Here is a 21,917-nt window from a genome sequence, read left to right as displayed (position 1 = left end):
GTTCGTGAAGCCCGTGACCGGCAGATCCGGCGGCAGTACTCTGAATGACGATGAGCGTGAATATGAAGGCCGGTGCCGCCGTCGCCGCCGTGGTGCTGCTGCTGTTCCTCATCGTGCGGCCGACCAGCTCGGGGCACCACTTCAAGGTGACCGCCACCGAGTACGACTGCAACGTCAAAATAGCCGACGACCCGAGACCCCTGAACAAGGAAGTCCTGTCGACGGTGAGCATCAAGTGCGCCACCCCGCCGAAGCAGACCTCGCTGGTGCTGCAACTGCAGTACCACGCCAGCGGCTCCAGCGTGTGGACGAACGACGGCGACGCCCGCGCCTTCAACGGCATCCCCGGCCCGGACTACACGGACATCAACATCACGCAGCCGTGCAAGGCCGGGAGCTGGCGGATCGAGTACCAGCTGCAGGGGGTCGCGGCGGCGCTGGGGACGAACTTCCAGGAGGCGGCTCAGTTCGGGAGCAGCAAGGACATCAGCCAGTCGCAGTGCGACAACTCCTGAGCTGATTCCGGAGCGATTCGTCGGCCGGGTCCCCGAGCTGATCTATCGCCTCTGACCAGGTCTTCCGTCGTGAAGTTCACCCGATCGGGGGCATCGGGGCGGGCCGACTCCCGATGATCATGTGAGGCTTCCAGTGAGGGCACGCTAACTCGCCCTCATATCCCCCTAAGGAGCCCTCTCATGAGGAAGCTTGCCATGCTCGCCGTCGGCACCACTTTCGCGGCCGGCCTGGTACTGGTCCCGGCCGCCGGGGCGGCCACCGCGGCCACTGCCGGCCCTCCGGTCACCGACGTCCAGCCTCGCGTTTCCCTATACGACTGCGTGATTTCGGGCGGCCAAGTCCGGGAAATCGAGCCCGGTCTCGGCATCTGCGTCGGCGGCGCCCTCGATGGTCAGCCGGTCTGGTGGTAGCCGCATAGCAAGCCGAACATCACCGTTCTGATCCGACCGCGGGTCCTTGCGCACGCCGTGCGCGAGGACCCGCGTTTTCGGTCCGCGCGGCCCGCGCCTCCTGGCGGCTCTTCTCCAGCGGGTCGCCGTGCCACAGCATCGACAGGCCGATGAACAGGGTCAGGAAGACTCCCACGATCGCGTAGTTCCAGCCGCCGAGCGCGTGTTGTCCGGGGAGCGGGGAGAGGGTGTATGTCAGGATCCACACGGTGGCCACCGTCAGGCAGCCGAGGATCACCGCTCCGAACCACGGGGGCGACGGCTTGTCATTCATGGCTCTCCTGTCAACTTGAACCCTTGCTCTGCAGTGTGATGCGTGCCACTCTCATTGTGCAAGGGGTCCAATAAGGGATTCCCCCGAAAGCGTGCTCATCAGCGGGAGGCTGTGACATGTCGGCGTCGACCCTCAGCTCCACCGGTCTGCGGCCGGAGGCGCAGGCCTGGCAGGACGGCAAACGGTACCTGTGGCCGCTGGCCCTGGTCGTGCCGGTCCTGCCCTACGTCGGCTACGGCCTGTGGCACCGCTTCGACAACGCGCTGGCGTGGTACCTGACCCCGATCCTGGTGTACGTGATCGTGCCGGTCGGCGACTGGCTGATCGGCGAGGACGCGGGCAACCCGCCGGTGGAGCGTGAGGCGCAGTTGCAGTCGGCCTGGTACTACCGCGTGCTCACCTTCCTGTACCTGCCGCTGCAATTCGGCTCGCTGGTGCTGGGGGCGTGGTGCTGGAGCCAGCCCCATGTGAACCTCGCGTCCAAGGTCGGCATGGTGGTCACCATCGGCATCGTGACCGGCATCGCCATCAACACCGCGCACGAACTCGGGCACAAGCGCGAGGACGTGGAGCGCTGGCTGTCGAAGATCGCGCTCGCGCCGTCCGGATACGGGCACTTCTACGTCGAGCACAACCGGGGGCATCACGTGCGCGTCGCGACGCCCGAGGACCCGGCGTCGGCGCGGCTGGGGGAGTCCTTCTACCGGTTCTGGCCGCGCACCGTGTGGGGCTCGCTGAAGTCGGCGTGGGCGCTGGAGTCGAAGAAGCACCGGCTGCGCAGGCGCTCGCCCTGGACGCTGCGCAACGACCTGCTGAACGCGTGGCTGATGACCGTGGCCCTGTTCGCCGGGCTGACGGCCTGGCTGGGCGTCGGCGTCCTGCCGTTCCTGCTGCTGCAGATGGTCTTCGGCTTCTCGCTGCTGGAGATCGTGAACTACCTGGAGCACTACGGCCTGCTGCGCCAGCGCACCGCGAGCGGCCGCTACGAGAAGGTCGAGCCGGTCCACAGCTGGAACAGCGACCGCCTCTCGACGAACGTGTTCCTCTACCAGCTCCAGCGGCACAGCGACCACCACGCCTACCCGAATCGCCGCTACCAGGTGCTGCGCTCGTTCGACGAGGCGCCGCAGCTGCCCGGCGGCTACGCCACGATGATCGTGGTCGCGCTCTTCCCGCCGGTGTGGCGCCGGGTGATGGACCAGCGGGTGCTCGACCACTACGACGGCGACGCGCTGCGGGCGAACCTGACGCCGAAGCTGCGGGCGAAGTACGAGGCGCGGGCCGCGGGAACGAGCAGCGACTGAGGTGGCACCGGGGTGTTCTGGGCCCGGGGCCGGCGACTCGCCGGTCCCGGGCTTCTTCGTGTGCGCAGGTCGCAGGAGTCTGGTTGACGGCTTCATTGTTCTAGTAGTTCTATAGCAATCAACACAATGAAGCCTGATTCGTTGGGAGGGCTCTGATGCGTGCAGTCCGCTGTGTCGCGGTGGCTTCCGTGGCCGTTGTCCTTGCCGCTATTGCGGCGCCCGGTGCGTCGGCGGCGGCGAACCACCGGCCGGTGGCGCCGTACGACGTGACCTTCACCAGTTCCGGCGACACGCTCCCGGCGACCTTCCTGCCCGCCGGCGGCCGGAACCACGGAGCGGCGGCGCTGATCATCTCCGGCAGTGGTCCGACGGACCGCAACGGCGACGATCCGCAGTATCCGCACCTGGACACGAACCTGAACTTCGCCAAAGCCCTGGCGTCGGCCGGGGTCTCGTCACTGCGCTACGACAAACTCGGGTCCGGTACGGCCGGTCTCGGCGGTCCCGGGCACCACCCCGGCGGCGCCGGCATCGACTTCGACCTCTACGCGCAGGAAGCGCTCGACGCCTACCGCACCATGGCTTCCCAACCCGGTGTCGATCCGCACCGCCTGGTGATCGTCGGGCACAGCGAGGGCGGACTGTTCGCGCTGTGGCTGGCGAACCAGCTGAAGGGCACGCCGCTGGCGCCGCGCGCCGTCATCCTCGCCGCGCCGCTGAGTGAGCGCTACCTGGACCTGCTCGACACGCAGTTGACCGAGGCGTATCAGCAGGCTGCCGCGGCCGGTGCGATCACCGCAGCCGCGGCCGCGCACTACATCCGGCAGATGCGTGACGCCTTCGCCTCGATCCGTGCCGGCCACGGGGTCCCGCCCGGTTTGGACGACCCCTCGCTGGCGGCGATGCTGAGCCCGGTGAACGTCGCCTTTCTGGAGCAGGCCGACAAGTACGACCCGGCCGAGCTGGCCCGGTCGCTGGGGGGCGACTTCCCCGTCCTCGTGCTCCGCGGCACGAAAGACGTCCAGGTGACCGGCCCCGAGGTCGCCCGCGTCGCCGATGCGCTGCGCCAGGACCGCGACGCGTGGGACGTCAGCGTCCCCGACGCCGACCACCTGTTCAAGATCGTGACGGGCGTTCCGAACCCGGCCGTCGACTACGCGAACCCGAACCGGGAGTTCGCGCCGGAGGTCGGGGTGATGGTGCGGGTGTTCATCGGGGCGATGGTCGAGCGGGCGGACTAGGGGCGCCGCGGCCTCTCGCCCTTGACCGCCTTGCCGCAGCGTGCTGGTATGGCTGACGCAGGGATGCCAGCACTCAGGCTTCATGGGCTAGGGGTGGTCTCCTTTGCGTGTCCTGGAATCGGTGCGAAGCCGCTTCACAGCCGGCGTCCTCCTGGTTTCCGCCCTGACGGTGTCGGCGGTGCCGGTGGGTGCGGCCGCGGCGGTGGTCGCGGTGCGGGTCGCGGAGTCGTATCAGGTCTCGACCCCCGTCGACATCTCCGCCTCCTGCTCCTCGCAGAACGCTGAGACCATCCAGGCCGTCGATCCGAAGGCGAACGCCGTCTACGACGAGTGGATGGGGTGCAAGGGCATCGGCTTCTCCCGCTCCACCGACGGCGTCAAGACCTGGTCGGCGCCGATCACCTTGCAGGGCAGCAGCGGTCAGAACGGGCAGCGCACGTGGGATCCGGCCGTCACGGTGGGACCCGACGGCACCGTCTACGCCGCCTTCATGGTCTCGCGGTCGGGCCAGTCGTATCCGGTCGTCGACGCTTCCCACGACCACGGGGCCTCGTTCAAGACCGTCGGCGCCGCGATCCCGCCGGCGACCGGCGACTGGGGCGACCGCGACTTCATCGCGGTCGGTCCGGACGGCACGGTCTACCTCACGTGGGACTACGGCCCGAGTGCCGCGGCCGTGACCTTCCTGTGCGCGCCCGACGGCAGCTGCTCGTTCGCCACCGGCGACCTCAACGCGGTCATCCAGAAGTCCACCGACGGCGGTCACACCTGGAGCGCCATCACGCCGATCAACCCCGGCTTCCCGAACGGCGGCGGGGACAGCGCGCCGCTCATCGTCGAGCCGGACGGTTCGCTCGACGTCGTCTACCAGGGCTACACCGTCACGAACGTCCCCACCGACGACCTCACGGTCGCCTATACCTACGCCGCCCGCTCCACCGACGGCGGAGCCACCTGGTCCGCCCCGGTCCGTGTCGGTCCGAGCGCCGGCACCATGGACGACAGCGAGTGGTGGATCGACGGCGACGAGGCCCTGGGGCCCGACGGCACGCTCTACGCCACCTGGGACACTCAGGGCACTGGCACTGGCATTGGCACTGGCACTGGCACGGACACCGGCTGGCTGTCCTACTCGCGGGACCACGGCGCGACCTGGTCCACGCCGGTCCAGGCGCCGACGGACACGCTGAACGTCCCGCACATCATGCAGGTGGCTGCCGGGCCCGCCGGCATCGTCTACGTCGGATGGCTCTCGGACAGCGATCCGCGCGGCTATGCGCAGTATCTGCGGACCTACTCGGTGAGCAAGGGCTGGCTGTCGGCACCAGTGCAGGTCTCGCAGGGATTCGGATCCCCGTCGGTCTGGCCCGGCGACACCTTCGGGTTCTCCGCGTTGTCGCCGACGCGGCTGGCCATGGCGTGGGGGAGCGCTGTCGCGCCGACTGCGACCGAGGACGACATCTGGGCCGCCACGGTGGACGTCTCGCTGCCCTCGTCGCCGGCCGCGGGCTGAGGCCGGCGTCTCGGCCGAGATCCCAGCCGCGGGGCAGGCTCAGCTGCCGTCGCCGTACATCCGAGCCAGCCCCGCGGCCGTCTCCGCGATCCGCTCCCGCAACACCGTCGGCGCCAGCACCTCGACCCCGGCGCCCAACGACAGGAACTGGCCGTGCGCGTGGGTCAGCGACTCGATCGGCACCGTCGCCTTCACCCAGCCTTCGCGCTCGCAGTCGTCCTCGGCCGTGGTGTCCACCGCCTTCACCACGTCGGCCGCCATCACTTCCTCCAGCCGCTGCCTTCCGGCCGGTGACAAGCGGATCAGCGCGTCGCCCTGGACCAGGCGCGCCCGGAACTCCGCGACCTGCCGGGCCCAGTAGCTGTTCAGGTTGAAGTCGTCCGGGCGCTCGAAGCGGGAGTCGGCGTCGGCGTCGTCGTCCTCCAGCGCGGTCAGCTCCAGGATCTGGTTCACGCGGTAGGTGTTGATCCGTCCGGCTGATTCGGCGACGGCGTACCACTTGCCCGTCTTCAGCACGATCCCGTACGGCGCCAGCGTGCGCACCACCTCCGTCGGCTCCGTCCAGCGGCGGTACAGGACCCTGATACGCCGCTGGTTCCACACCGCCTCGGCGACGGCCGGCAGGAAGGGGCTGGTGTCGCCGTCGTCGTACCAGCCGGGGGCGTCGAGCAGGAAGCGCTCCTGGATGCGGCCGCTGCGGTCGGCCAGCTCCGGCGGCATGGCCGCCTTCACCTTCAGCTGCGCCGCGGCCATGACCGAGCCCAGTCCGAGCTCGGCGGCCGGGCCCGGCAGGGCGGCCAGGAACATGGCCTCGGCCTCGTTGGCCGACAGGCCGGTCAGCCGTGTGCGGTAGCCGTCCAGGAGCTGGTAGCCGCCGGCCGGGCCGGCGTCGCCGTAGAGCGGGATGCCGGCCTCGTGCAGCGACTCGACGTCGCGGTAGATGGTGCGGACCGAGACCTCCAGCTCGTCGGCGAGCTGTTGGGCCGTCATGCGTCCCCGGGTCTGCAGGAGCAGGAGCAGGGAGACGAGTCGGCTGGCGCGCATGGCTGGATTATCCGTCCCGGCGCCGACAGGTTCGCGTCAGGCGGTGAAGCCGGTGCGGACCTTGGTGCCGGTCTTCGCGCGGGAGGCCTCGAAGTCCGCCCGGAGGATGGCGAAGACGACCATGTCGCGGTACTCGCCGTCCCGGAAGTGGCAGCCGCGGCAGACGCCCTCGCGGACCAGGCCGGCCTTCTCCAGCGAGCGCTGCTCGGCGATGTTCTCCACGTCCGTCGAGGCCTCGACGCGGTTCACCGTGGTGTTGGCGAACAGGTAGGCGACCAGCTGGCGCTGCGCCTCGGTGCCGTGGCCCTTGCCGCGGCCGGAGGGGATCAGGCCGATGCCGAAGTTGATCCCCGGCGCCGGGATCGGGCCGTAGTGCTGCGGATGCCAGCTGACGGTGCCGATGTACTCGCCGTCGGCCTCGACCGCGAGTCGGCCGCTCAGGTCGCCCCACTTCTGGTACGCCTCGCCCGACTCCACGGTCTTGCGCATGCGGGCCGGGTCGGTGAAGCCGTAGAAGCTGTACGGATCGTTCTCGGGGGTCGAGACGTTCGCTTCGTCGATGGCGCAGTCTTCGAGGGTGATCGGACGAAGGCGCACCGTGCTCGCCGGGGTGTCGTAAGTCATAGCGGCCAAGTTAGCCCACTACCGCCGCCGAAGTCCTGGCCAATACCCCCACCGCCTCCTCGACGATCCGCCCGATGAGCTCCTCGCAGCTCGGCAGGTCCTCGATCAGGCCGACCACCTGGCCCGCCGACAGCACCCCGGCGGCCGGATCGCCGCGCACCAGACCGGCCTTCAGCAGCATCGGGGTGTTCGCGGCCATCACGACCTGGCCCAGACGCAGGCCGTGGTGCCGGCGCATCGCCAGGCCGTCCTTGACCATCGCGCGCAGCGACATGCCGGTCATCTTCTTGAAGGCCAGGCCGTTGCGCGCCGAGCGCAGCAGGGAGCTCACCGTGCCGGAGCGCTCGATCTGCTCCACGAGCCCGGTACGCAGCACGCGGTGCGGGACACCGTCGATCTTCGGGGTCGCGACGGTCCCGTTGACGTCGGCCGCCAGATAGAGCGCCTTCACGGCGTCCGGGACGCGGGAGTCGGACGTCAGCAGGAACCGCGTGCCCATCGCGATGCCCTCGGCGCCGTAGGCCAATGCCGCCGCCAGGCCCCGGCCGTCGAAGAACCCGCCGGCGGCCAGCACCGGGATGTCCACGGCCGCGGTGATCTGCGGCAGCAGCAGGCTGGTGGCCACGCCGCCGGTGTGTCCGCCGCCTTCGCCGCCCTGGACGACGACCGCGTCCACGCCCCAGGCCGCGACCTTCTCGGCGTGCCGCTTGGCGCCGATGGAGGGGACGACGACGGTTCCGGCGTCCTTGAGCTTCGCGATCAGCTCCTGCTTCGGGGCCAGGGCGAAGGAAGCGACCCGCACCCCCTCCTTGATGAGCAGATCCACTCGCTCGGCCGCGTCGGCCGCGTCAGCCCTCAGATTCACACCGAAGGGAGCATCAGTACGCTCCTTCACCTCGCGGATCGCGGCGGCCAGCTCGTCGTGGGACATGGTCGCCGAAGCCAGGATTCCCAGTCCTCCGGCCCGCGCCGTCGCGGTCACCAGATGGGGACCGGCGACCCAGCCCATGCCGGTCTGCACGATCGGGTGCCGGACACCCACGAGCTCCGTCCACCGCGTGCGGATCCGCTGCTCCAGCATGCGTCCTCATCGCCTTCCGGCGGAGGGGACTTCGCGCTCGCGGGTGTTCTCCGGGTCCAGGACCTCGCGGATCAGCCGCAGCGCCTCGGCGTCCGGCTCCGGGGTGGTCTGGACCCGCCCCCGGTCCGTCCCGATCAGGACGAAGCCGGTCGCGTCGACCACGTCGTCGATCGAGACGCCGGGATGGACCGACCGGACGCGCATCCGGTGGTCCTTGGTCTGGAAGTCGAAGACCGCCAGATTCGTCACCACGCGGCGCAGTTCGTGGAAGCGCGCAGCGTGCCCGGCGCCGCGGGCGCGGTCGTATCCGAGCCCTGAAACGACGTCCACCTTCTCCACGAACACTTTGGGGGAGTGGTTGGCGATCCAGTAACTGGTCGGGTGGTTGATCGTGTTGCCCGGCGCGCCGCGGACGCCGATCAGCTGCGCCTTGGGCCGGGCGAACTCCGGGCCGATGGCGGAGATGTTCTGGTTGCCGAACCTGTCGAGCTGGCTGGCGCCCATCATCACGTGGCGCGAGCCGTGCCAGACGAAGTCGAACAGCTGGCGGTAGGGGATGTGCGCCTCGACGTGCGACTCGGCGCCGGTGGGGTCGGTCAGGTAGTTCGCGTCCCCGTCGGAGAGCATCAAGCCCGGGGCGAAGGTCAGCTTGGCCAGCCGGGCCCCGAGCGCCGGGATCAGGCCCATCGGCGAGGCGATGATCTCGCCGTCGCCGCGCCAGGCCTCGGCGCAGGCGGCCACACAGATTTCGGAGCGGGTACAGACCTCGGCGCGTGTCACGTCGCTCATTCGCCGTGCTCCTTGTCCCCGGCGAACAGGTCGCCGGCCGCGTATGCCTTCTGCGCCGCCTCGTCGCGGCCGTAGTCCGGGACGCAGCTGGTGAAGCCGGCGCCGCCGGGGGCCTCGACGACGCCGTCGACCATCATCCGGTTGATCTTCAGGGACTGCGGCGGGCCGGCGGCCAGCAGGTCGCCGGTGTCCACGATCCGCTCGCAGGAGACGTAGCGCTTCGCGGCGGCCAGGCAGTAGAGGTCGTCGAAGTAGATGTCAGGGCCCAGATACTGGGTGTTGCCGAACATGTCGGCTCGGTTCATGTGGACCAGGGCGGCGTCCAGGTGGATCGCGGGCATCGCCAGGAGCTTCTCGCCGTCGTCGTAGGGCGAGTCGACGGTCCGCAGGTCCGGGTTGTTGCGCATGACGTCGGTGCCCAGGCCCGCGCGGGTCGGCAGGAACGGCAGGCGCAGCGCGGCGGCGTACAGGCCCCACTGCAACGCGCCCTCATCGAACTCCGATACCTCGATCTCGCCTTCCTGGCGCGCCTTGCGGAAGTGCGGGTCCAGGGGGATCGAGTCCAGGGACACGAACCCGTAGACCGCTTTGCGCACCTTGCCGGTAGCGCACAGCATGCCGACGTCCGGGCCGCCATAGGACACCACCGTCAAGTCCTTCAGGCTGGATTTGGCGATCGCGCTCACCAGCGCCATCGGCTTGCGCCGCGATCCCCAGCCGCCGATGCCGACCGTCATGCCGTCGCGCAGCTCGGCGACCACGTCCTCGACGGTCATCCGCTTGTCGCGCACGCTCACGCCCCGCCTTCCTTGTCGGCCACGAACTTGTCCCGCTCCTCGTCGGCGACCCCGGCCAGGTTGATCTCGAAGGTGAAGCCCTGCTCGTAGCGGTAGGAGCGTTTGACGTCGACCGGGTCGATGCCGTTCAGGGCGGCCTTCGCGGCCCGGATCACCGCCGGGTGCTTGGCGGCGATCTCGGCGGCCAGGTCCAGGGCGCGCTCGTGCAGCTTCTCGCGGGGCACGACGTCCCAGACCGAGCCGAACTCCAGGAGCCGCTGCGCCGAGACGGTGCGCGCCGTGTAGTACATGGTCCGCAGGTAGTGCTGCGGGACGAGCCGCCCGAGATGCGTGGCCGCGCCGAGCGCGCCCCGGTCCACCTCCGGCAGCCCGAAGTAGGCGTCGTCGCTGGCGATGACGCTGTCCGCGTTGCCCACCAAGCCGATCCCGCCCCCGACGCAGAACCCCGCCACCTCCGCGATGACCGGCACGGGACATTCGTAGACGGCGGCGAAGGCGGCGGCGCATCCGGCGTTGGCCCCGAGCAGCGCGTCGAAGCCGGGGGTGTTCTGCATCTCCTTGATGTCCACGCCGGCATTGAAACCGCGGCCCTCGGCGCGCAGGATGACTACCCGGGTCTCAGGATCCTGACCCGCGGCGTGCAGCGCGTCGGCGAGGGCGAACCAGCCGGCCACCGGCAGCGCGTTCACCGGGGGCTGGTCGACGGTGATCGTGACGACGCCCCGATGGGCCGCGCCGGACTCGCTGGTGCTGGTGACGGCCAAGGCGGCCTCCTGGTGGTCCGAGGGGGTGCGGACTGAGCAACCTAGCATTTGCTTGGGAGATCCTAGCGGTCGCTCGGAGGGGTGACCAGAGCGGCGGGAAACGCGAATGTGACGGACATTGGTCTGCAGGGAACTAGATTGCGACCGATCGGAGCGCGCACGATGTCCCAGGACGACCAGCGCAACCAGCCGAACGAGGAGCCCGAGCAGGCGGCGCGGCGGGCAGAGGCGGACGCCGCCGGGGGCGCTGGGGCGTCGCCGGGGTCGGGACCGGAACCGGAACCCGCACCGGGGCCGACTCCGGCGGCCGACGCCCCGAAACCGACGGTCACCGGCACCCCGGCCCCGACCGTCGTCGGCGCGCCGAGCCCCGCGAGTGAGCTCGGCGCCGCCGCGGTCGGGCCCACAGTGGCCACCGCGGCCGGAGCCGCCGGCGTGGCGGCCACTCCCCGCGCCGTCCCGCGGCGCCGCGAGTTCCACGAGGCCGGCGAGGGCGCCGCCCGCTACGCCGAAGCCCCCGAGTCGATGCCGCGCTCGGGTTCGGAGGAGTCCTGGAGCGCGCAGCCGCACCCCGGCTTCCGGCCCGACCCGGCGCGTCGCGCCTCCCCGCGACGTCTCATGGTCAGTTCCCTGGTCGGCCTGATCGTGCTGGGTGCCGGCTCCTTCGCCGGCTACCTCGTGCTGACCGCCAAGTCCAGCAACGGGAACGGCCCGGCGCTGTGGACCGGCGCGGTGGAGCAGCACGGCGCCGTCGTCGGCGGCATCAACGCCCAGAACAACGACGCGGCCTCGCCGGTCGACCTGCCCGCGGGTGCCAGCTTCGGCAACAGCGGGACCTCCCAGGGCGCCGCGATCAACCAGGCCATCATGGCCTGCCAGAAGGCGTCGACCACTTCGGTGCCGGTGACCGGCGCCACCGGCACCGCCGCCGAGATCAGCGCCTGGGGGAACAAGGCCACGCCGACCGCGAACGACCTGCACGCCGGCGCGGCCACCTTGCAGCGCACCCTTGCCGGCACCGACGCCATCACCGTGGCGAACGCGGCCTACAACCTGTGCCTGGGCTACCCGGCGGTCGCCACGGTGCCGCCGATGCCGGACGCCGCCGGCTCGCAGGCCTGGTCGGCCGCGGTCAAGGCGTACGCCCAGGCCGCGAACCAAGCGCTCCAGGGCATCAGCGGGAAGCCGAACATGCTGGTTACCGCGAACGACAGCATCAACGCCGGCAACGCGGATCTCGCCGCGCTGTCCGCGCGGGTCAACGCCTCCGTCTGAGCGCCTCTGACAAGAGCTGACAGCCGCTGACGGCCTCCCGTCGGCGGCTGACAGCTGTTGTCAGCTCTTGTCAGCGCCGTGTGCGCGGCCTATCAGCGGCACCCCCGATGCTCTTACTCGTAGCCAGACGACGAGTGAAGACGACAGAGGGGACCAGGTCGATGACCTCCTACGCGATCGAGGCCGAGGGCCTGCAGAAGTCCTTCGGCCAGACCCAGGCGCTCAAGGGCGTGGACCTGTACGCCAAGCCGGGAACCGTGCACGCCGTGCTGGGCCCGAACGGCGCCGGCAAGACCACCAGCGTCCGGATCCTGGCCACCCTGATCAAGGCCGACGCCGGCCGGGCCCGCATCGGCGGCTACGACGTGGCCAAGCAGGCCGAGAAGGTCCGCGCCACGATCGGCCTGACCGGCCAGTACGCCTCGGTCGACGAGGACCTGACCGGTATGGAGAACATGGAGCTGATCGGCCGGCTGCTGGACCTGTCCAAGCGCGACGCCCGGGCCCGCGCCGCCGAGCTGCTGGAGTGGTTCGACCTCACCGACGCCGCCAAGCGACCGGCCAAGACCTACTCCGGAGGGATGCGCCGGCGCCTGGACCTGGCCGCCTCGCTGGTCGGCCGGCCCTCGGTGATCTTCCTGGACGAGCCCACCACCGGCCTGGACCCGGCCAAGCGCGAGGACATGTGGGGCGTGGTGCGGCGGCTGGTCGGCGAGGGCTCCACGGTCCTGCTCACCACGCAGTACCTGGAGGAGGCCGACGCGCTGGCCGACGAGGTGACGGTGATCGACCGCGGCCAGGTGATCGCGCACGACACCCCGCTGGGCCTCAAGCGCGTCGTCGGCGGGCAGACGCTGACCGTGCAGCCGCTGGACCCGGCCCGGCTGGCCGAGACCGCGGCGCTGCTCCAGCAGGTGTCCGGGAGCAAGGCCGAGTCGCCGCGCACCGGGGTGGTGTCGGCGCCGGTGACGGACGACTCGGCGCTGACCGAGGTCGTGGCCCGGCTGTCGGCGGCCGGGATCGGCGTGTCCGAGCTGTCGCTGCACCTGCCGAGCCTGGACGAGGTGTTCTTCTCGCTGGTCGGCCGCCGGGCCGGGGACGAACGCGCGGTGCCCGCCACCCGCGACGAGAACGCGTCCGAGCCGTCCACCCCGGTCGCGGTCTGACCGCCGCCGCATCAGAACTCACAGACACAGAGGGGAACCCGCCATGACCACCGCCACCATGCCCGTCGGCGCCGCGACCGCGAGCACCAAGCCGTTCAAGACCATCCGCCACAGCGCCGCACTGGCCAAGCGCAGCCTGATCAAGACCCTGCGCACCCCGGAGGCGCTGCTGGACGTGACGCTCCAGCCGGTCATCTTCCTGCTGCTGTTCACCTACGTCTTCGGCGGCGCGATCGCCGGATCGCAGAGCGTCTACCTGCAGTACCTGCTGCCTGGCATCCTCGCGCAGACCATCGCGATGAGCGCCACGGCGATCGGCGTGAACATGAACACCGACATCTCCAAGGGCGTGTTCGACCGCTTCCGATCACTGCCGATCGCCAGGTCCGCACCACTGGTCGGCGCGGTGCTCGCGGACTTCGTCCGGTACGCGCTGGTCGCCGTCATCACCCTGACCGTCGGCTATGCGATGGGCTTCCGCATCCACACCAACCCGCTGGAGGCCGGGGCGGCGCTGCTCGTGGCCGTGGCCTTCGCGCTGGCGATGAGCTGGGTCTCGGTGTTCCTCGGCATGGTGGCCCGCACCCCGGGCGCGGTGCAGGGCATGATGATCCTGCTGGTGCTGCCGCTGAGCTTCGGCAGCACCACCTTCGTGCAGACCAAGACGCTGCCGGGATGGATGCAGGGCTTCGTCAACGTCAACCCGATCACGCACCTGGCCGGGGTCTCCCGCAGCCTGTTCCTCGGCGGGCCGGTGGCCAACCACATGCTGTGGACGTTCGGCTGGATCGTCGGGCTGACCGCGGTCTTCATGCCGCTGGCGCTGCGGGCCTACGGCCGCAAGGTGTGAATCCCGGTCCTGGGGTCGGTCAGAAGGTCCTCGGACAGGCCCAGCGTGTGCGCGACGAGAACCTGGTTCTCGTCGCGCGTCGCGTTTTTCCCCACCGCGTAGCAGGACTCGTAGTCGGGCCGGTCCGCGAGCTTCTTCACCAGCGCGACACGCTCGTTGTCGCTGCGGTCCTGCGCGCCGAGCATGTTCTCGGACGCGCCGAGCAGCCGCATCGCCAGTTCGCTGTCGCCGACGGCTTCCGCGTAGCGCGCGGCCCCGACGGCCATGCGGGCCTGGATCGGCAGGTCCTTCGCGGCCAGTCCGTACAGGAAGGCCTGGCCCAGTGCCTCGCGGGCCGGCTCGGGCTCGCCGGCGTCCAGGTGCAGCATCGCGGCGATCGACTCGCGGAAGGCCAGCAGCTGCGGCGGTCCGTTCCAGTTGTCGATGAACTCCACGGTCGCCATGCGCAGGAAGTGCCACGCCTGGTCGGGCTCGCCGGCCGCCCGGTGGTGCTCGGTCAGGCCGAGCATGGCCACGAAACAGCTCATCTGCGACCCGGAGCGCTGCGCGGTGTCCAGGACCTCCTGGAGCAGCCGCCGCGCCTCGTCGGTCTGGCCGAGCCGGGTGAGCAGCTGGGCTCGGTTGATCTGGATCTGCGCGGCGTTGGTGAAGGCGTTGATCTCGCGGATCAGGCTCAGCGCCTCGTCCTGGAGCCGCAGGGCCGTGGTGTCGTCGCCCTCGGTGACGGCCAGCGAGGCCAGGCCGTTGAGCGCGGCCGACAGGCCCCAGCGGTCGCCGAGCTCTTCGAAGGTCTCGCGGGCCCGCTCCAGGTCCGCACGGACCGGGGCGCGGACCCCGGCGTTCTCCGCGGACAGGCCGCGCAGCAGGTGCAGGCTCGCGCCGACCCACGGGTCCGGGTGCCGGGCGTACTTCTCGATCGCGGTCTCCAGCTGCTCCCGGTCGTCGCTGAGCATCGGCGCCACGACCGCGCCCAGCGCCAGCAGCGGATGATCGCAGGTCCCCGTCGCGGCGACCGTTTCGGCGATCTCCTCGGTCAGCCGGGGAATCTCCTCCCACAGGTAGTCCTCGAACACGGACGTGATGCGCTCCATCACGTACACGATCGCGTGGGCCTCCTTCGGCGAGGGCCCCGGCACCTGCAACGCCAGCCGGGTCCACGCGCGGCCCTCGTGGTTCTGGTCGCCGAGCATCCAGTACCAGGCCATCGCGGCGCAGATGCGCACGGCGGTGTCGGCGTCCTCGTCGGCGGCCGCGAACCGCAGCGCGGCCAGGATGTTGTCGCGCTCGGCGTTGAGGCGCTTGAGCCACATCATCTGCGCGGCGCGCCGCAACTGCGGCTCGGCGGTCTCGGCCAGCTCCAGGAAGAAGGCGGCGTGCGCGCGCCGGGTCTGGGCGAGCCGGTCGGCCTCGCTCAGCCGGTCGGCGCCGTACTCGCGCAGCGTCTCCAGCATGCGGAACCGCGGGTCCTGCCCGGGCTCGGTCGGCACCGCCTGCAGCAGCGACTTGTCGACGAGCGCCGAAAGCAGGTCGAAGGCGGAGTCGGGGTCCAGGCCCGGGGTGACCGCGGCCGCGGCCTCGGCGGTGACCCCGCCGGGGAAGACGGCCAGGCGCTCGGCGAGGTCCCGCTCGTCCTCGGAGAGCAGCTCCCAGCTCCAGGCCACGACGGCGCGCAGCGTCTGGTGCCGCGGCATCGCGGTGCGGCTGCCGCCGGTGAGCAGCCGGAACCGGTCGCCGAGCCGGCCGGCGATCTGGTGCAGCGGCAGGGTGCGCAGCCGCGCGGCGGCCAGCTCGATCGCCAGCGGCAGGCCGTCGAGGCTGCGGCAGATGCGGATCACGTCGGGGAGGGTCTCGGCGTCCACGGCGAAGTCCGGGACGACGGCGGTCGCGCGGTCGGCGAACAGCCGGACCGCGGGGTAGGCCAGGACGGTGTCGGCCACGGTGAGGGCGGTGTCGGGGTCGAGGCTGGTGCCGGTGCCGGTGCCGGTGCCGGCGCGGGCGGTGCGGGGATCGGAGGTGCGACCGGTGTTGGTTCCGGAGCGAGGACCGGAGGTAGGACCCGAGCCGGCGTTGAGACCGGAGGCGGATCCGGCGTTGGTTCCGGAACTGAGACCGGAGGTCGAAACAGCGCCGGATTCCGTTGCCCCGCCTCGATACTCGTCGGGCCCGTCCCCCTCCGGCAGTGCCAGCGGCGGCACCGGGAACAGGCTCTCGCCGTCGATGGTCAGCGGCTCCCGGCTGGTGGCCAGCACGCGCAGGCCGGGCGCGTGGCCCAGCAGCGTCTCGGCGAGGTCAGCGGCCGCGCCGACCAGGTGTTCGCAGTTGTCGAGGATGAGCAGCGCGCGCTTCTCGGCCACCGTCTCGATCAGGTGGCCCTCCGCGCTGCGCAGCAACGCCGCGGCCGCGGCCGGGTTCCCGTTGCCGGCCATCACGCGGCTCTCGCGCGGGCCCAGCGCCGACAGCACCGCCTGCGGCACCTCGCCGGGATCGGTGACCGGTGCGAGCTCGGCGAGCCAGGCGCCGTCGGGGAACCGCTCCAGGACCCGCTGCGCGGCCTCGCCGGCCAGCCGGGTCTTGCCCGCGCCGCCCGGGCCGACGAGCGTCACCAGGCGGGAGGCGTCCAGCATCTTGCCGATCCGCGCCACTTCCTCGTCGCGGCCGACGAAGCTGGTCAGCCGGGTCTTCAGGTTCGTGCGCGGGGCCTGCTCCAGGGCGGCCGGGGCCAGGGCGGGGTCGCTGCGCAGGACCGCGAGGTGGACCTCGGCCAGCTCCTTGGACGGATCGATGCCCAGCTGGTCGGCCAGGGCCCGCCGCACCTGTTCGTAGACGGCCAGCGCGTCGGCCTGCCGCCCCACCGCATACAGGGCTCTGACATGAAGCGCGGCGACGTTCTCGCGCAGCGGGTGCTCGGCGCTGAGCGCCTCGAGCTCGGCCAGCGCCTCGGCGGCCTGGCCCAGCCGCAGCTCGGCGTCCAGCCGGTCGGTCAGCGCGGCCAGCCGCAGCTCGTCCAGCCGCGCGGCCGGGGCCGTGGCGAACGCCGCGTCGGCGACGTCGGCCAGTGCCGGACCGCGCCACAGGGCCAGCGCCTCGCGCAGGGTGGCGCGCGCCGCCGAGGGATCGCCGGCGCGCAGTGCTTCGCGACCCGAGCGCGACAGTGATTCGAACCGGACCGCGTCCACCGACTCCGGCGCGATCGCCAGCCGGTATCCGCCCGGCGCGGCGGCGAGCAGCGCGGGATCCCCGAGGACCTTGCGGACCCGGGAGATCAGGGACTGCAACGCGTTCGCCGCTCCCTCAGGCGGCTCGTCGGCCCACAGCGCGTCGACGAGCGCCCCGATGGTGACCGCCCGCCCCGGGTCGAGCGCGAGCCGGGACATCAGGGTGCGCAGACGCGCGCCGCCGAGCGCCACCGGCGCGCCGTCGACACGGATCTCGAGCGGGCCCAGGATCGATACGGTCAGCGGCACCGTCCCAGTCTGGCATGCGGGCCGCCGCTGGGGTGGCGGCGCGCGGCGGCTTCCCAACCTAACACTTGCTTGGTAGCCTGCGGACGTGCCCCTCACCCTCGATCTGACCGGCCGCGTCGCCCTGGTCACCGGCGGCGCCCGGGGCGTGGGCCGGGGCGTCACCCGGCGGCTGCTCGCGGCCGGGGCGACCGTGGTCAGCTGCGGCCGCGCCGTGCCCGACGTGCCGCTGCCGGCCGGCGCCGAGCACCGCACGGCCGACGTGCGCGCCGCCGAGCAGGTCCGCGACCTCGTCGAGGGCGTGGTCGCCGACCACGGCCGCCTGGACCTGGTCGTCAACAACGCCGGCGGCGCGCCCTACGCGCTGGCCGCCGAGGCCAGTCCGCGGTTCGCGGCCGCCATCGTCGGCCTGAACCTGCTGGCCCCGCTGACGGTGGCGCAGGAGGCGAACCGCGTCATGCAGCGCCAGGACGACGGCGGGCACATCATCAACATCTCCAGCGAGAGCGCGCGCCGGGCCAGCCCCGGCACGGCGGCGTACGGCGCGGCCAAGGCCGGCCTGGAGAACCTGACGCGCACGCTGGCGGTCGAGTGGGCGCCGCGGGTACGGGTGAACGCGATCACCGTCGGGCCGGTGCGGACCGAGCAGGCGTACCTGCACTACGGCGACGAGGCCGGCGTCGCCGCGGTCGCGCGGACCATCGCGCTGGGCCGGCTGGCAGAGCCCGACGACGTCGGGGACGTGTGCGTCCTGTTGGCCTCGCCGCTGGCCTCCTACGTCAACGGCACCGCGATACTGCTGGACGGCGGCGGCACGCGTCCGGCGTTCCTGGACGCCGCCAACGCCGACCATCCGTGAGGACCACCTCAGCACCACCCCGAAGGAGCAGCCGACCATGGCAGGGATCTGCGAAGGCCGCGTCGCCGTCGTCACCGGGGCCGGCCGCGGCCTGGGCCGCGCGCACGCCCTGGAGTTCGCCCGGCAGGGGGCCCGGGTCGTGGTCAACGACCTCGGCGTGGGCCCCGACGGCCGGGACGGCAGCGACGCCCCGGCGCAGGAGGTCGTCGCCGAGATCGTGAAGGCCGGCGGCCAGGCCGTCGCCGACCATCACGACATCGCCACCTGGGACGGCGCCGCGGCGCTGGTGCGGACCGCGCTGGAGGCCTTCGGCAAGCTCGACGTCCTGGTCAACAACGCCGGCTTCCTGCGTGACCGGATGCTGGTCAACCTCTCCGAACAGGACTGGGACGACGTGGTCCGGGTCCATCTCAAGGGCCACTTCCTCACCCTGCGCCACGCCGGCGCGCACTGGCGCGACCAGTACAAGCTCGGCAACCTCAACGACGCCCGCGTCGTCAACACCAGCTCCGGCGCCGGCCTGCTCGGTTCGGTCGGCCAGGGCAACTACGCCGCGGCCAAGGCCGGCATCGCCGCCCTGACCATCCAGGCCGCCGCCGAACTCGGCCGTTACGGGGTCACGGTCAACGCCATCGCCCCGGCCGCCCGCACCCGCATGACCGAGGGTCCGTTCAGCACGATGATGGCCCCGCCGGACTCCGGCTTCGACGCGATGGCCCCGGAGAACGTCTCCCCGCTGGTCGTCTGGCTCGGCTCGGACCGTTCGCGGGCGGTCAGCGGCCGGGTCTTCGAGGTCGAGGGCGGCCGGATCGGCGTCGCGGACGGCTGGCAGCACGGGCCGACCGCCGACAAGGGCGCGCGCTGGGAGCCCGCGGAGCTGGACGCGGTGGTCGCGGGGCTGATCGAGCAGGCGCCGGTGCCCGGGGAGGTCTACGGGGCCTAGCGATCCACGGAGCCCAGCGCTCGACGGAGCCCAGCGATCCATGGAGCCCAGCGCTGTACGAGGCCTCGTACGTCACCGGTGCCGAGTCCGTCGCAGACGGTGGCGACACGACCATGTGAGGCCGTCCGCATGGGATAGCCTCGCCTGTCGGGCCACCGAAAACGGATCTGGACAGGAGCGGCGAGCATGCGGGTGTCACTGCGGCACGGTCGATGGGCGGTGCTGGCCGCGGTCGGCGCCCTGGCGCTGGCGGGCTGCAGCTCGTCCGGGAGCGCGAAGAGTTCCGGTACCGCCGGCGGGGCCGCCTCGTCGCAGACCTCGTCGCAGACCTCGGCGGCGTCCGGGTCGTCCGGGTCGGCCAAGAGCTGGCCGAAGGAGCCGGCGATGACCATCGACCCGAAGAAGAAGTACACGATGGTGCTGCACACCTCCCAGGGCGACATCACCGTCGCGATGGACGCGGCCAAGGCCCCGCACACCGTGAACTCCTTCAACTTCCTGGCCGCCCAGCACTTCTTCGACGGCAGCTACTGCCATCGGCTGTCCACCTCGGCCGGCCTGCAGATGCTGCAGTGCGGCGACCCGACGGCCGGCGCCACGCCCAAGGACACCGACGGCTCCAACGGCCCCGGCTACCAGTTCCAGGACGAGAACCTGTCCGGCGCCGCCTACCCGGCCGGCACCGTGGCGATGGCCAACGCCGGCCCGAACACCAACGGCTCGCAGTTCTTCCTGGTCTTCGGCGACAGCCAGCTGCCCCCGAGCTACACCCCCTTCGGCACCATCACCGACGGCATGGGCGTCCTGGTCCACGTCGCCTCCGGCGGCATCTCCAACCCCGGCCAGGACGGCACCGGCCGCCCGACGATCCCGGTCGAGCTGAAGTCGGTCACGGTCTCAGCGAGCTGATCCGTCCGCGCGCCGTGTAACCCGTCCGCGCCTCGGCCGCAGTGTCCAGTGGTGTACTGGCCACCGACCGACGAGGGGCGGGCATGGAAGGGACGATCGCCGAACGGCGATTGCGGACACAAGGCGGGGGATCGGCGGTGAAGGCCGCGCAGGAGGAGTCGTTCCGGGAGTTCGTCGAGGGCTCCTGGAACCGCCTGCTCCGCACCGCGTACCTGCTCACCGGCGACCACGGAGCCGCCGAGGACCTGGTCCAGAACGCGCTGATGCGCACCTACCGGCACTGGGCCCGGATCGAGGCGTACGAGTCTCCCGAGGCGTACGTCCGCCGGGTGATGGTGAACGCCAACATCTCGGCCTGGCGGCGCCGCAGGCCGGTGGTCCACGTGATGGCCGAACCGCCCGAGCCGCGGTCCGGGGCGGGCGAAACGGGCGACCATCAGGACACCTACGCCCTGCGCGACGAGCTGTGGCGTGCGGTCTGCACGATGTCGCCGCGCATGCGCACGGTCTTCGTCCTGCGCTATTTCGAGGACCTGGCCGAGGCCGAGGTGGCCGCGGTGATGGGCTGCGCGGTCGGCACGGTCAAGAGCCAGATCGCCCGCGGTCTGGCGAAGCTGCGCACCGAGCTGCACGCAGAGGGGAGTCCGCGATGAGCGCCGACAAGCGGACCGCTGCCAAGCGGGACGACGGCTCTGGACGCGAAGAGCTGGAGAACGAGTTCCGCGCGATGTTCGCGGAACGCTCGGAGACCGTGCGGATGACGACGGCGCCGTACGCGGCCGTCCGGCAGCGCATCGTCGCGGGCCGCCGCAGGCGCCGGATGCGGATCGGCAGCGCCGGCGTCGCGTTCGCGGTGGCGGTGGTCGGGGTCGGCGTGTGGGCCACGGTGCCGGCCGGGCGTCATGCGGCCGTGACGCCGGCCACCACGCCGACCTCTCCCGGTGTGATGGCCGGCGTGCCCGCGAAGGTCCTCTACGCCGACGGCCACACCGAGGTCCCCGACGGGCAGCTGCGGGACGACGCGCTGAACTGGCTGCGCGCGAACTACACCGGGAATCTGGCCGGCACCACCGTGGTGACGACGTTCGACCAGAAGGCCCAGACCGCGGCGAGCGCCTCGCCCGACAGCAGCGTCGTGATCCTCGACGCGCGCGACGGAGCGGTGCTGGCCCTGGGCGGAGCCTGGAACCGGCCGGTGCCGGTCGCCGACCTGATGAAGCCGATCCTGTTGGCGGCGGCGTTCCAGAGCGGGAAGTACACACCGGACTCGACGGTGCCGCTCGACACCGCGAAGCACCCGCTGTACTGGCCGCCGGGTGCGAGGCAGCCCTTGACCTACGCGGCGGGGAACCAACAAGCCGACTGGCCGCCGGAATCGCCCACCACCCACATCGTCGACCAGGACGTCACGCTCCGCCGAGCCGCCGAACTCGGGGCCGACGGGCCCTTCGCCCAGCTGGAGCTGAGCCCGGACATGTCGCCGACGGTGCTGCGTGACATGGGTGTCAGTCTCGGCCTGCCGAGTGACAGCCAGGATCTGGTGCCGGTGGCGTCCCTGGTGCTGGGGATCGTGAAGGCGACTCCGCTGACGATGGCGACCGTCAACGCGACCTTCGCCGACGGCGGTGTGCGCCGGGATCCCCGGATGGTCGCCACGGTGCTCGGCGCGACCGGCCAGACCGTCTGGACGCCGCCGGACAAGGCCGCCCAGGTGCTGTCGCAGACCACTGCCGCACAGGTCACCGATGTGCTGCACTCGGCGCTGGCCGAGGGCAGCACCGGATACGGCGTCGTGCCCCCGTCGACCATCGGTGCCCAGACCTGGGCCATGGCCGCGGCCTCCGCCACGGAGAACGCCGCCTGGCTCGTCGGCGCCGATTCGCACTATGTGATCTCGGTGGGGATGTCCAAGGAGGACGAGAACGGGAACCTTCTCCCACTCGCCGACGACCATCGCTTCGGTCCCGTGACCGGCAGCTTTTTCGCGGGCATGACGTGGGCGGGCTTGGTGCGGGCCGTGAGGACACTCGGCTGAGCGGACGCGGCCGACACAGATGA

The 21,917-nt window shown here is 71.5% G+C and carries 20 protein-coding genes and 1 pseudogene; 13 read left to right on the top strand and 8 right to left on the bottom strand.

Annotated elements, in window-relative coordinates; translation table 11 throughout:
* Positions 1–50 precede the first annotated feature (50 nt).
* Positions 51–515, top strand: a complete 465-nt coding sequence (locus ABH926_RS44165) for a hypothetical protein (protein WP_370372787.1) — start codon at positions 51–53, stop codon at positions 513–515.
* Between the two features lie 180 nt (positions 516–695).
* A complete protein-coding gene (locus ABH926_RS44160; protein ID WP_370372785.1) occupies positions 696–926 on the top strand; it encodes a hypothetical protein in 231 nt (76 codons plus the stop codon).
* A gap of 19 nt (positions 927–945) precedes the next feature.
* Here ABH926_RS44160 and ABH926_RS44155 read toward each other — a convergent pair.
* Positions 946–1,245 (bottom strand): annotated as a pseudogene (locus ABH926_RS44155) (cell division protein CrgA); the annotation flags it as partial.
* A gap of 110 nt (positions 1,246–1,355) precedes the next feature.
* On the opposite strand from ABH926_RS44155, the gene ABH926_RS44150 reads away from it, so the two are divergent.
* From ABH926_RS44150 to ABH926_RS44140, 3 genes are all read left to right on the top strand, one after another.
* Entirely contained in the window at positions 1,356–2,543 is a 1,188-nt protein-coding gene (locus tag ABH926_RS44150; RefSeq protein WP_370372783.1) for an alkane 1-monooxygenase, read from the top strand.
* Positions 2,544–2,731: 188 nt separating this feature from the next.
* Positions 2,732–3,784: an alpha/beta hydrolase family protein gene (locus ABH926_RS44145; protein ID WP_370372781.1), complete on the top strand. Its 1,053-nt coding sequence runs from the start codon at positions 2,732–2,734 to the stop codon at positions 3,782–3,784.
* A 121-nt stretch (positions 3,785–3,905) separates the two neighbouring features.
* Entirely contained in the window at positions 3,906–5,297 is a 1,392-nt protein-coding gene (locus ABH926_RS44140; RefSeq protein ID WP_370372779.1) for a sialidase family protein, read from the top strand.
* 39 nt (positions 5,298–5,336) lie between these two features.
* Here the strand turns inward: ABH926_RS44140 and ABH926_RS44135 are convergent, their stop codons facing one another.
* Genes ABH926_RS44135 through ABH926_RS44110 form a run of 6 tightly spaced genes read right to left on the bottom strand, consistent with a single transcriptional unit; the run spans position 5,337 to position 10,396 of the window.
* Entirely contained in the window at positions 5,337–6,341 is a 1,005-nt protein-coding gene (locus tag ABH926_RS44135) for a helix-turn-helix transcriptional regulator (RefSeq protein WP_370372777.1), read from the bottom strand.
* Between the two features lie 36 nt (positions 6,342–6,377).
* Positions 6,378–6,965 (bottom strand): GNAT family N-acetyltransferase, encoded by a 588-nt coding sequence (locus ABH926_RS44130; RefSeq protein WP_370372775.1) that lies wholly within the window; start codon positions 6,963–6,965, stop codon positions 6,378–6,380.
* A gap of 10 nt (positions 6,966–6,975) precedes the next feature.
* Complete coding sequence (locus ABH926_RS44125; RefSeq protein ID WP_370372773.1) at positions 6,976–8,046, bottom strand: NAD(P)H-dependent flavin oxidoreductase; 1,071 nt, start codon at positions 8,044–8,046, stop codon at positions 6,976–6,978.
* A gap of 6 nt (positions 8,047–8,052) precedes the next feature.
* A complete protein-coding gene (locus ABH926_RS44120) occupies positions 8,053–8,835 on the bottom strand; it encodes a CoA-transferase subunit beta (RefSeq protein ID WP_370372771.1) in 783 nt (260 codons plus the stop codon).
* Positions 8,832–9,626 (bottom strand): CoA transferase subunit A, encoded by a 795-nt coding sequence (locus tag ABH926_RS44115; protein ID WP_370372828.1) that lies wholly within the window; start codon positions 9,624–9,626, stop codon positions 8,832–8,834. The genes ABH926_RS44120 and ABH926_RS44115 overlap by 4 nt, the downstream gene beginning before the upstream one ends.
* Positions 9,627–9,628: 2 nt before the next feature.
* Positions 9,629–10,396, bottom strand: coding sequence for an enoyl-CoA hydratase family protein (locus ABH926_RS44110; RefSeq protein ID WP_370372769.1), 768 nt, complete (start codon positions 10,394–10,396; stop codon positions 9,629–9,631).
* Between the two features lie 162 nt (positions 10,397–10,558).
* Between ABH926_RS44110 and ABH926_RS44105 the strand changes: the two genes are divergently transcribed.
* The 3 genes from ABH926_RS44105 to ABH926_RS44095 all read left to right on the top strand — a co-directional run bounded on the left by ABH926_RS44105 (position 10,559) and on the right by ABH926_RS44095 (position 13,687).
* Positions 10,559–11,671 (top strand): hypothetical protein, encoded by a 1,113-nt coding sequence (locus ABH926_RS44105; RefSeq protein WP_370372767.1) that lies wholly within the window; start codon positions 10,559–10,561, stop codon positions 11,669–11,671.
* A gap of 161 nt (positions 11,672–11,832) precedes the next feature.
* Positions 11,833–12,837 carry an ATP-binding cassette domain-containing protein gene (locus ABH926_RS44100; protein ID WP_370372765.1) on the top strand — a complete coding sequence of 335 codons (1,005 nt, stop codon included), beginning with the start codon at positions 11,833–11,835 and terminating at the stop codon, positions 12,835–12,837.
* Positions 12,838–12,880: 43 nt separating this feature from the next.
* Positions 12,881–13,687, top strand: a complete 807-nt coding sequence (locus ABH926_RS44095; RefSeq protein WP_370372763.1) for an ABC transporter permease — start codon at positions 12,881–12,883, stop codon at positions 13,685–13,687.
* Here the strand turns inward: ABH926_RS44095 and ABH926_RS44090 are convergent.
* Positions 13,669–17,151 carry a BTAD domain-containing putative transcriptional regulator gene (locus ABH926_RS44090; protein WP_370372761.1) on the bottom strand — a complete coding sequence of 1,161 codons (3,483 nt, stop codon included), beginning with the start codon at positions 17,149–17,151 and terminating at the stop codon, positions 13,669–13,671. The genes ABH926_RS44095 and ABH926_RS44090 overlap by 19 nt on opposite strands.
* Before the next feature lie 85 nt (positions 17,152–17,236).
* Here ABH926_RS44090 and ABH926_RS44085 point away from each other — a divergent pair, with 85 nt between their 5' ends.
* The 5 genes from ABH926_RS44085 to ABH926_RS44065 all read left to right on the top strand — a co-directional run bounded on the left by ABH926_RS44085 (position 17,237) and on the right by ABH926_RS44065 (position 21,894).
* The gene (locus tag ABH926_RS44085) at positions 17,237–18,007 is read left to right on the top strand and encodes an SDR family oxidoreductase (RefSeq protein WP_370372759.1); all 771 of its coding nucleotides are present in this window, start codon (positions 17,237–17,239) and stop codon (positions 18,005–18,007) included.
* A gap of 37 nt (positions 18,008–18,044) precedes the next feature.
* Entirely contained in the window at positions 18,045–18,950 is a 906-nt protein-coding gene (locus tag ABH926_RS44080; protein ID WP_370372757.1) for an SDR family oxidoreductase, read from the top strand.
* Between the two features lie 186 nt (positions 18,951–19,136).
* Positions 19,137–19,859, top strand: coding sequence for a peptidylprolyl isomerase (locus ABH926_RS44075; protein ID WP_370372756.1), 723 nt, complete (start codon positions 19,137–19,139; stop codon positions 19,857–19,859).
* 83 nt (positions 19,860–19,942) lie between these two features.
* Entirely contained in the window at positions 19,943–20,512 is a 570-nt protein-coding gene (locus tag ABH926_RS44070; protein WP_370372755.1) for a SigE family RNA polymerase sigma factor, read from the top strand.
* Positions 20,509–21,894, top strand: a complete 1,386-nt coding sequence (locus ABH926_RS44065; RefSeq protein WP_370372753.1) for a penicillin-binding transpeptidase domain-containing protein — start codon at positions 20,509–20,511, stop codon at positions 21,892–21,894. Before ABH926_RS44070 ends, ABH926_RS44065 begins: the two co-directional genes overlap by 4 nt.
* The last annotated feature ends 23 nt before the right edge of the window (positions 21,895–21,917 follow it).

Source organism: Catenulispora sp. GP43 (assembly GCF_041260665.1).
Lineage (GTDB): Bacteria > Actinomycetota > Actinomycetes > Streptomycetales > Catenulisporaceae > Catenulispora.
This window is presented reverse-complemented; position numbering and strand designations above follow the sequence as displayed.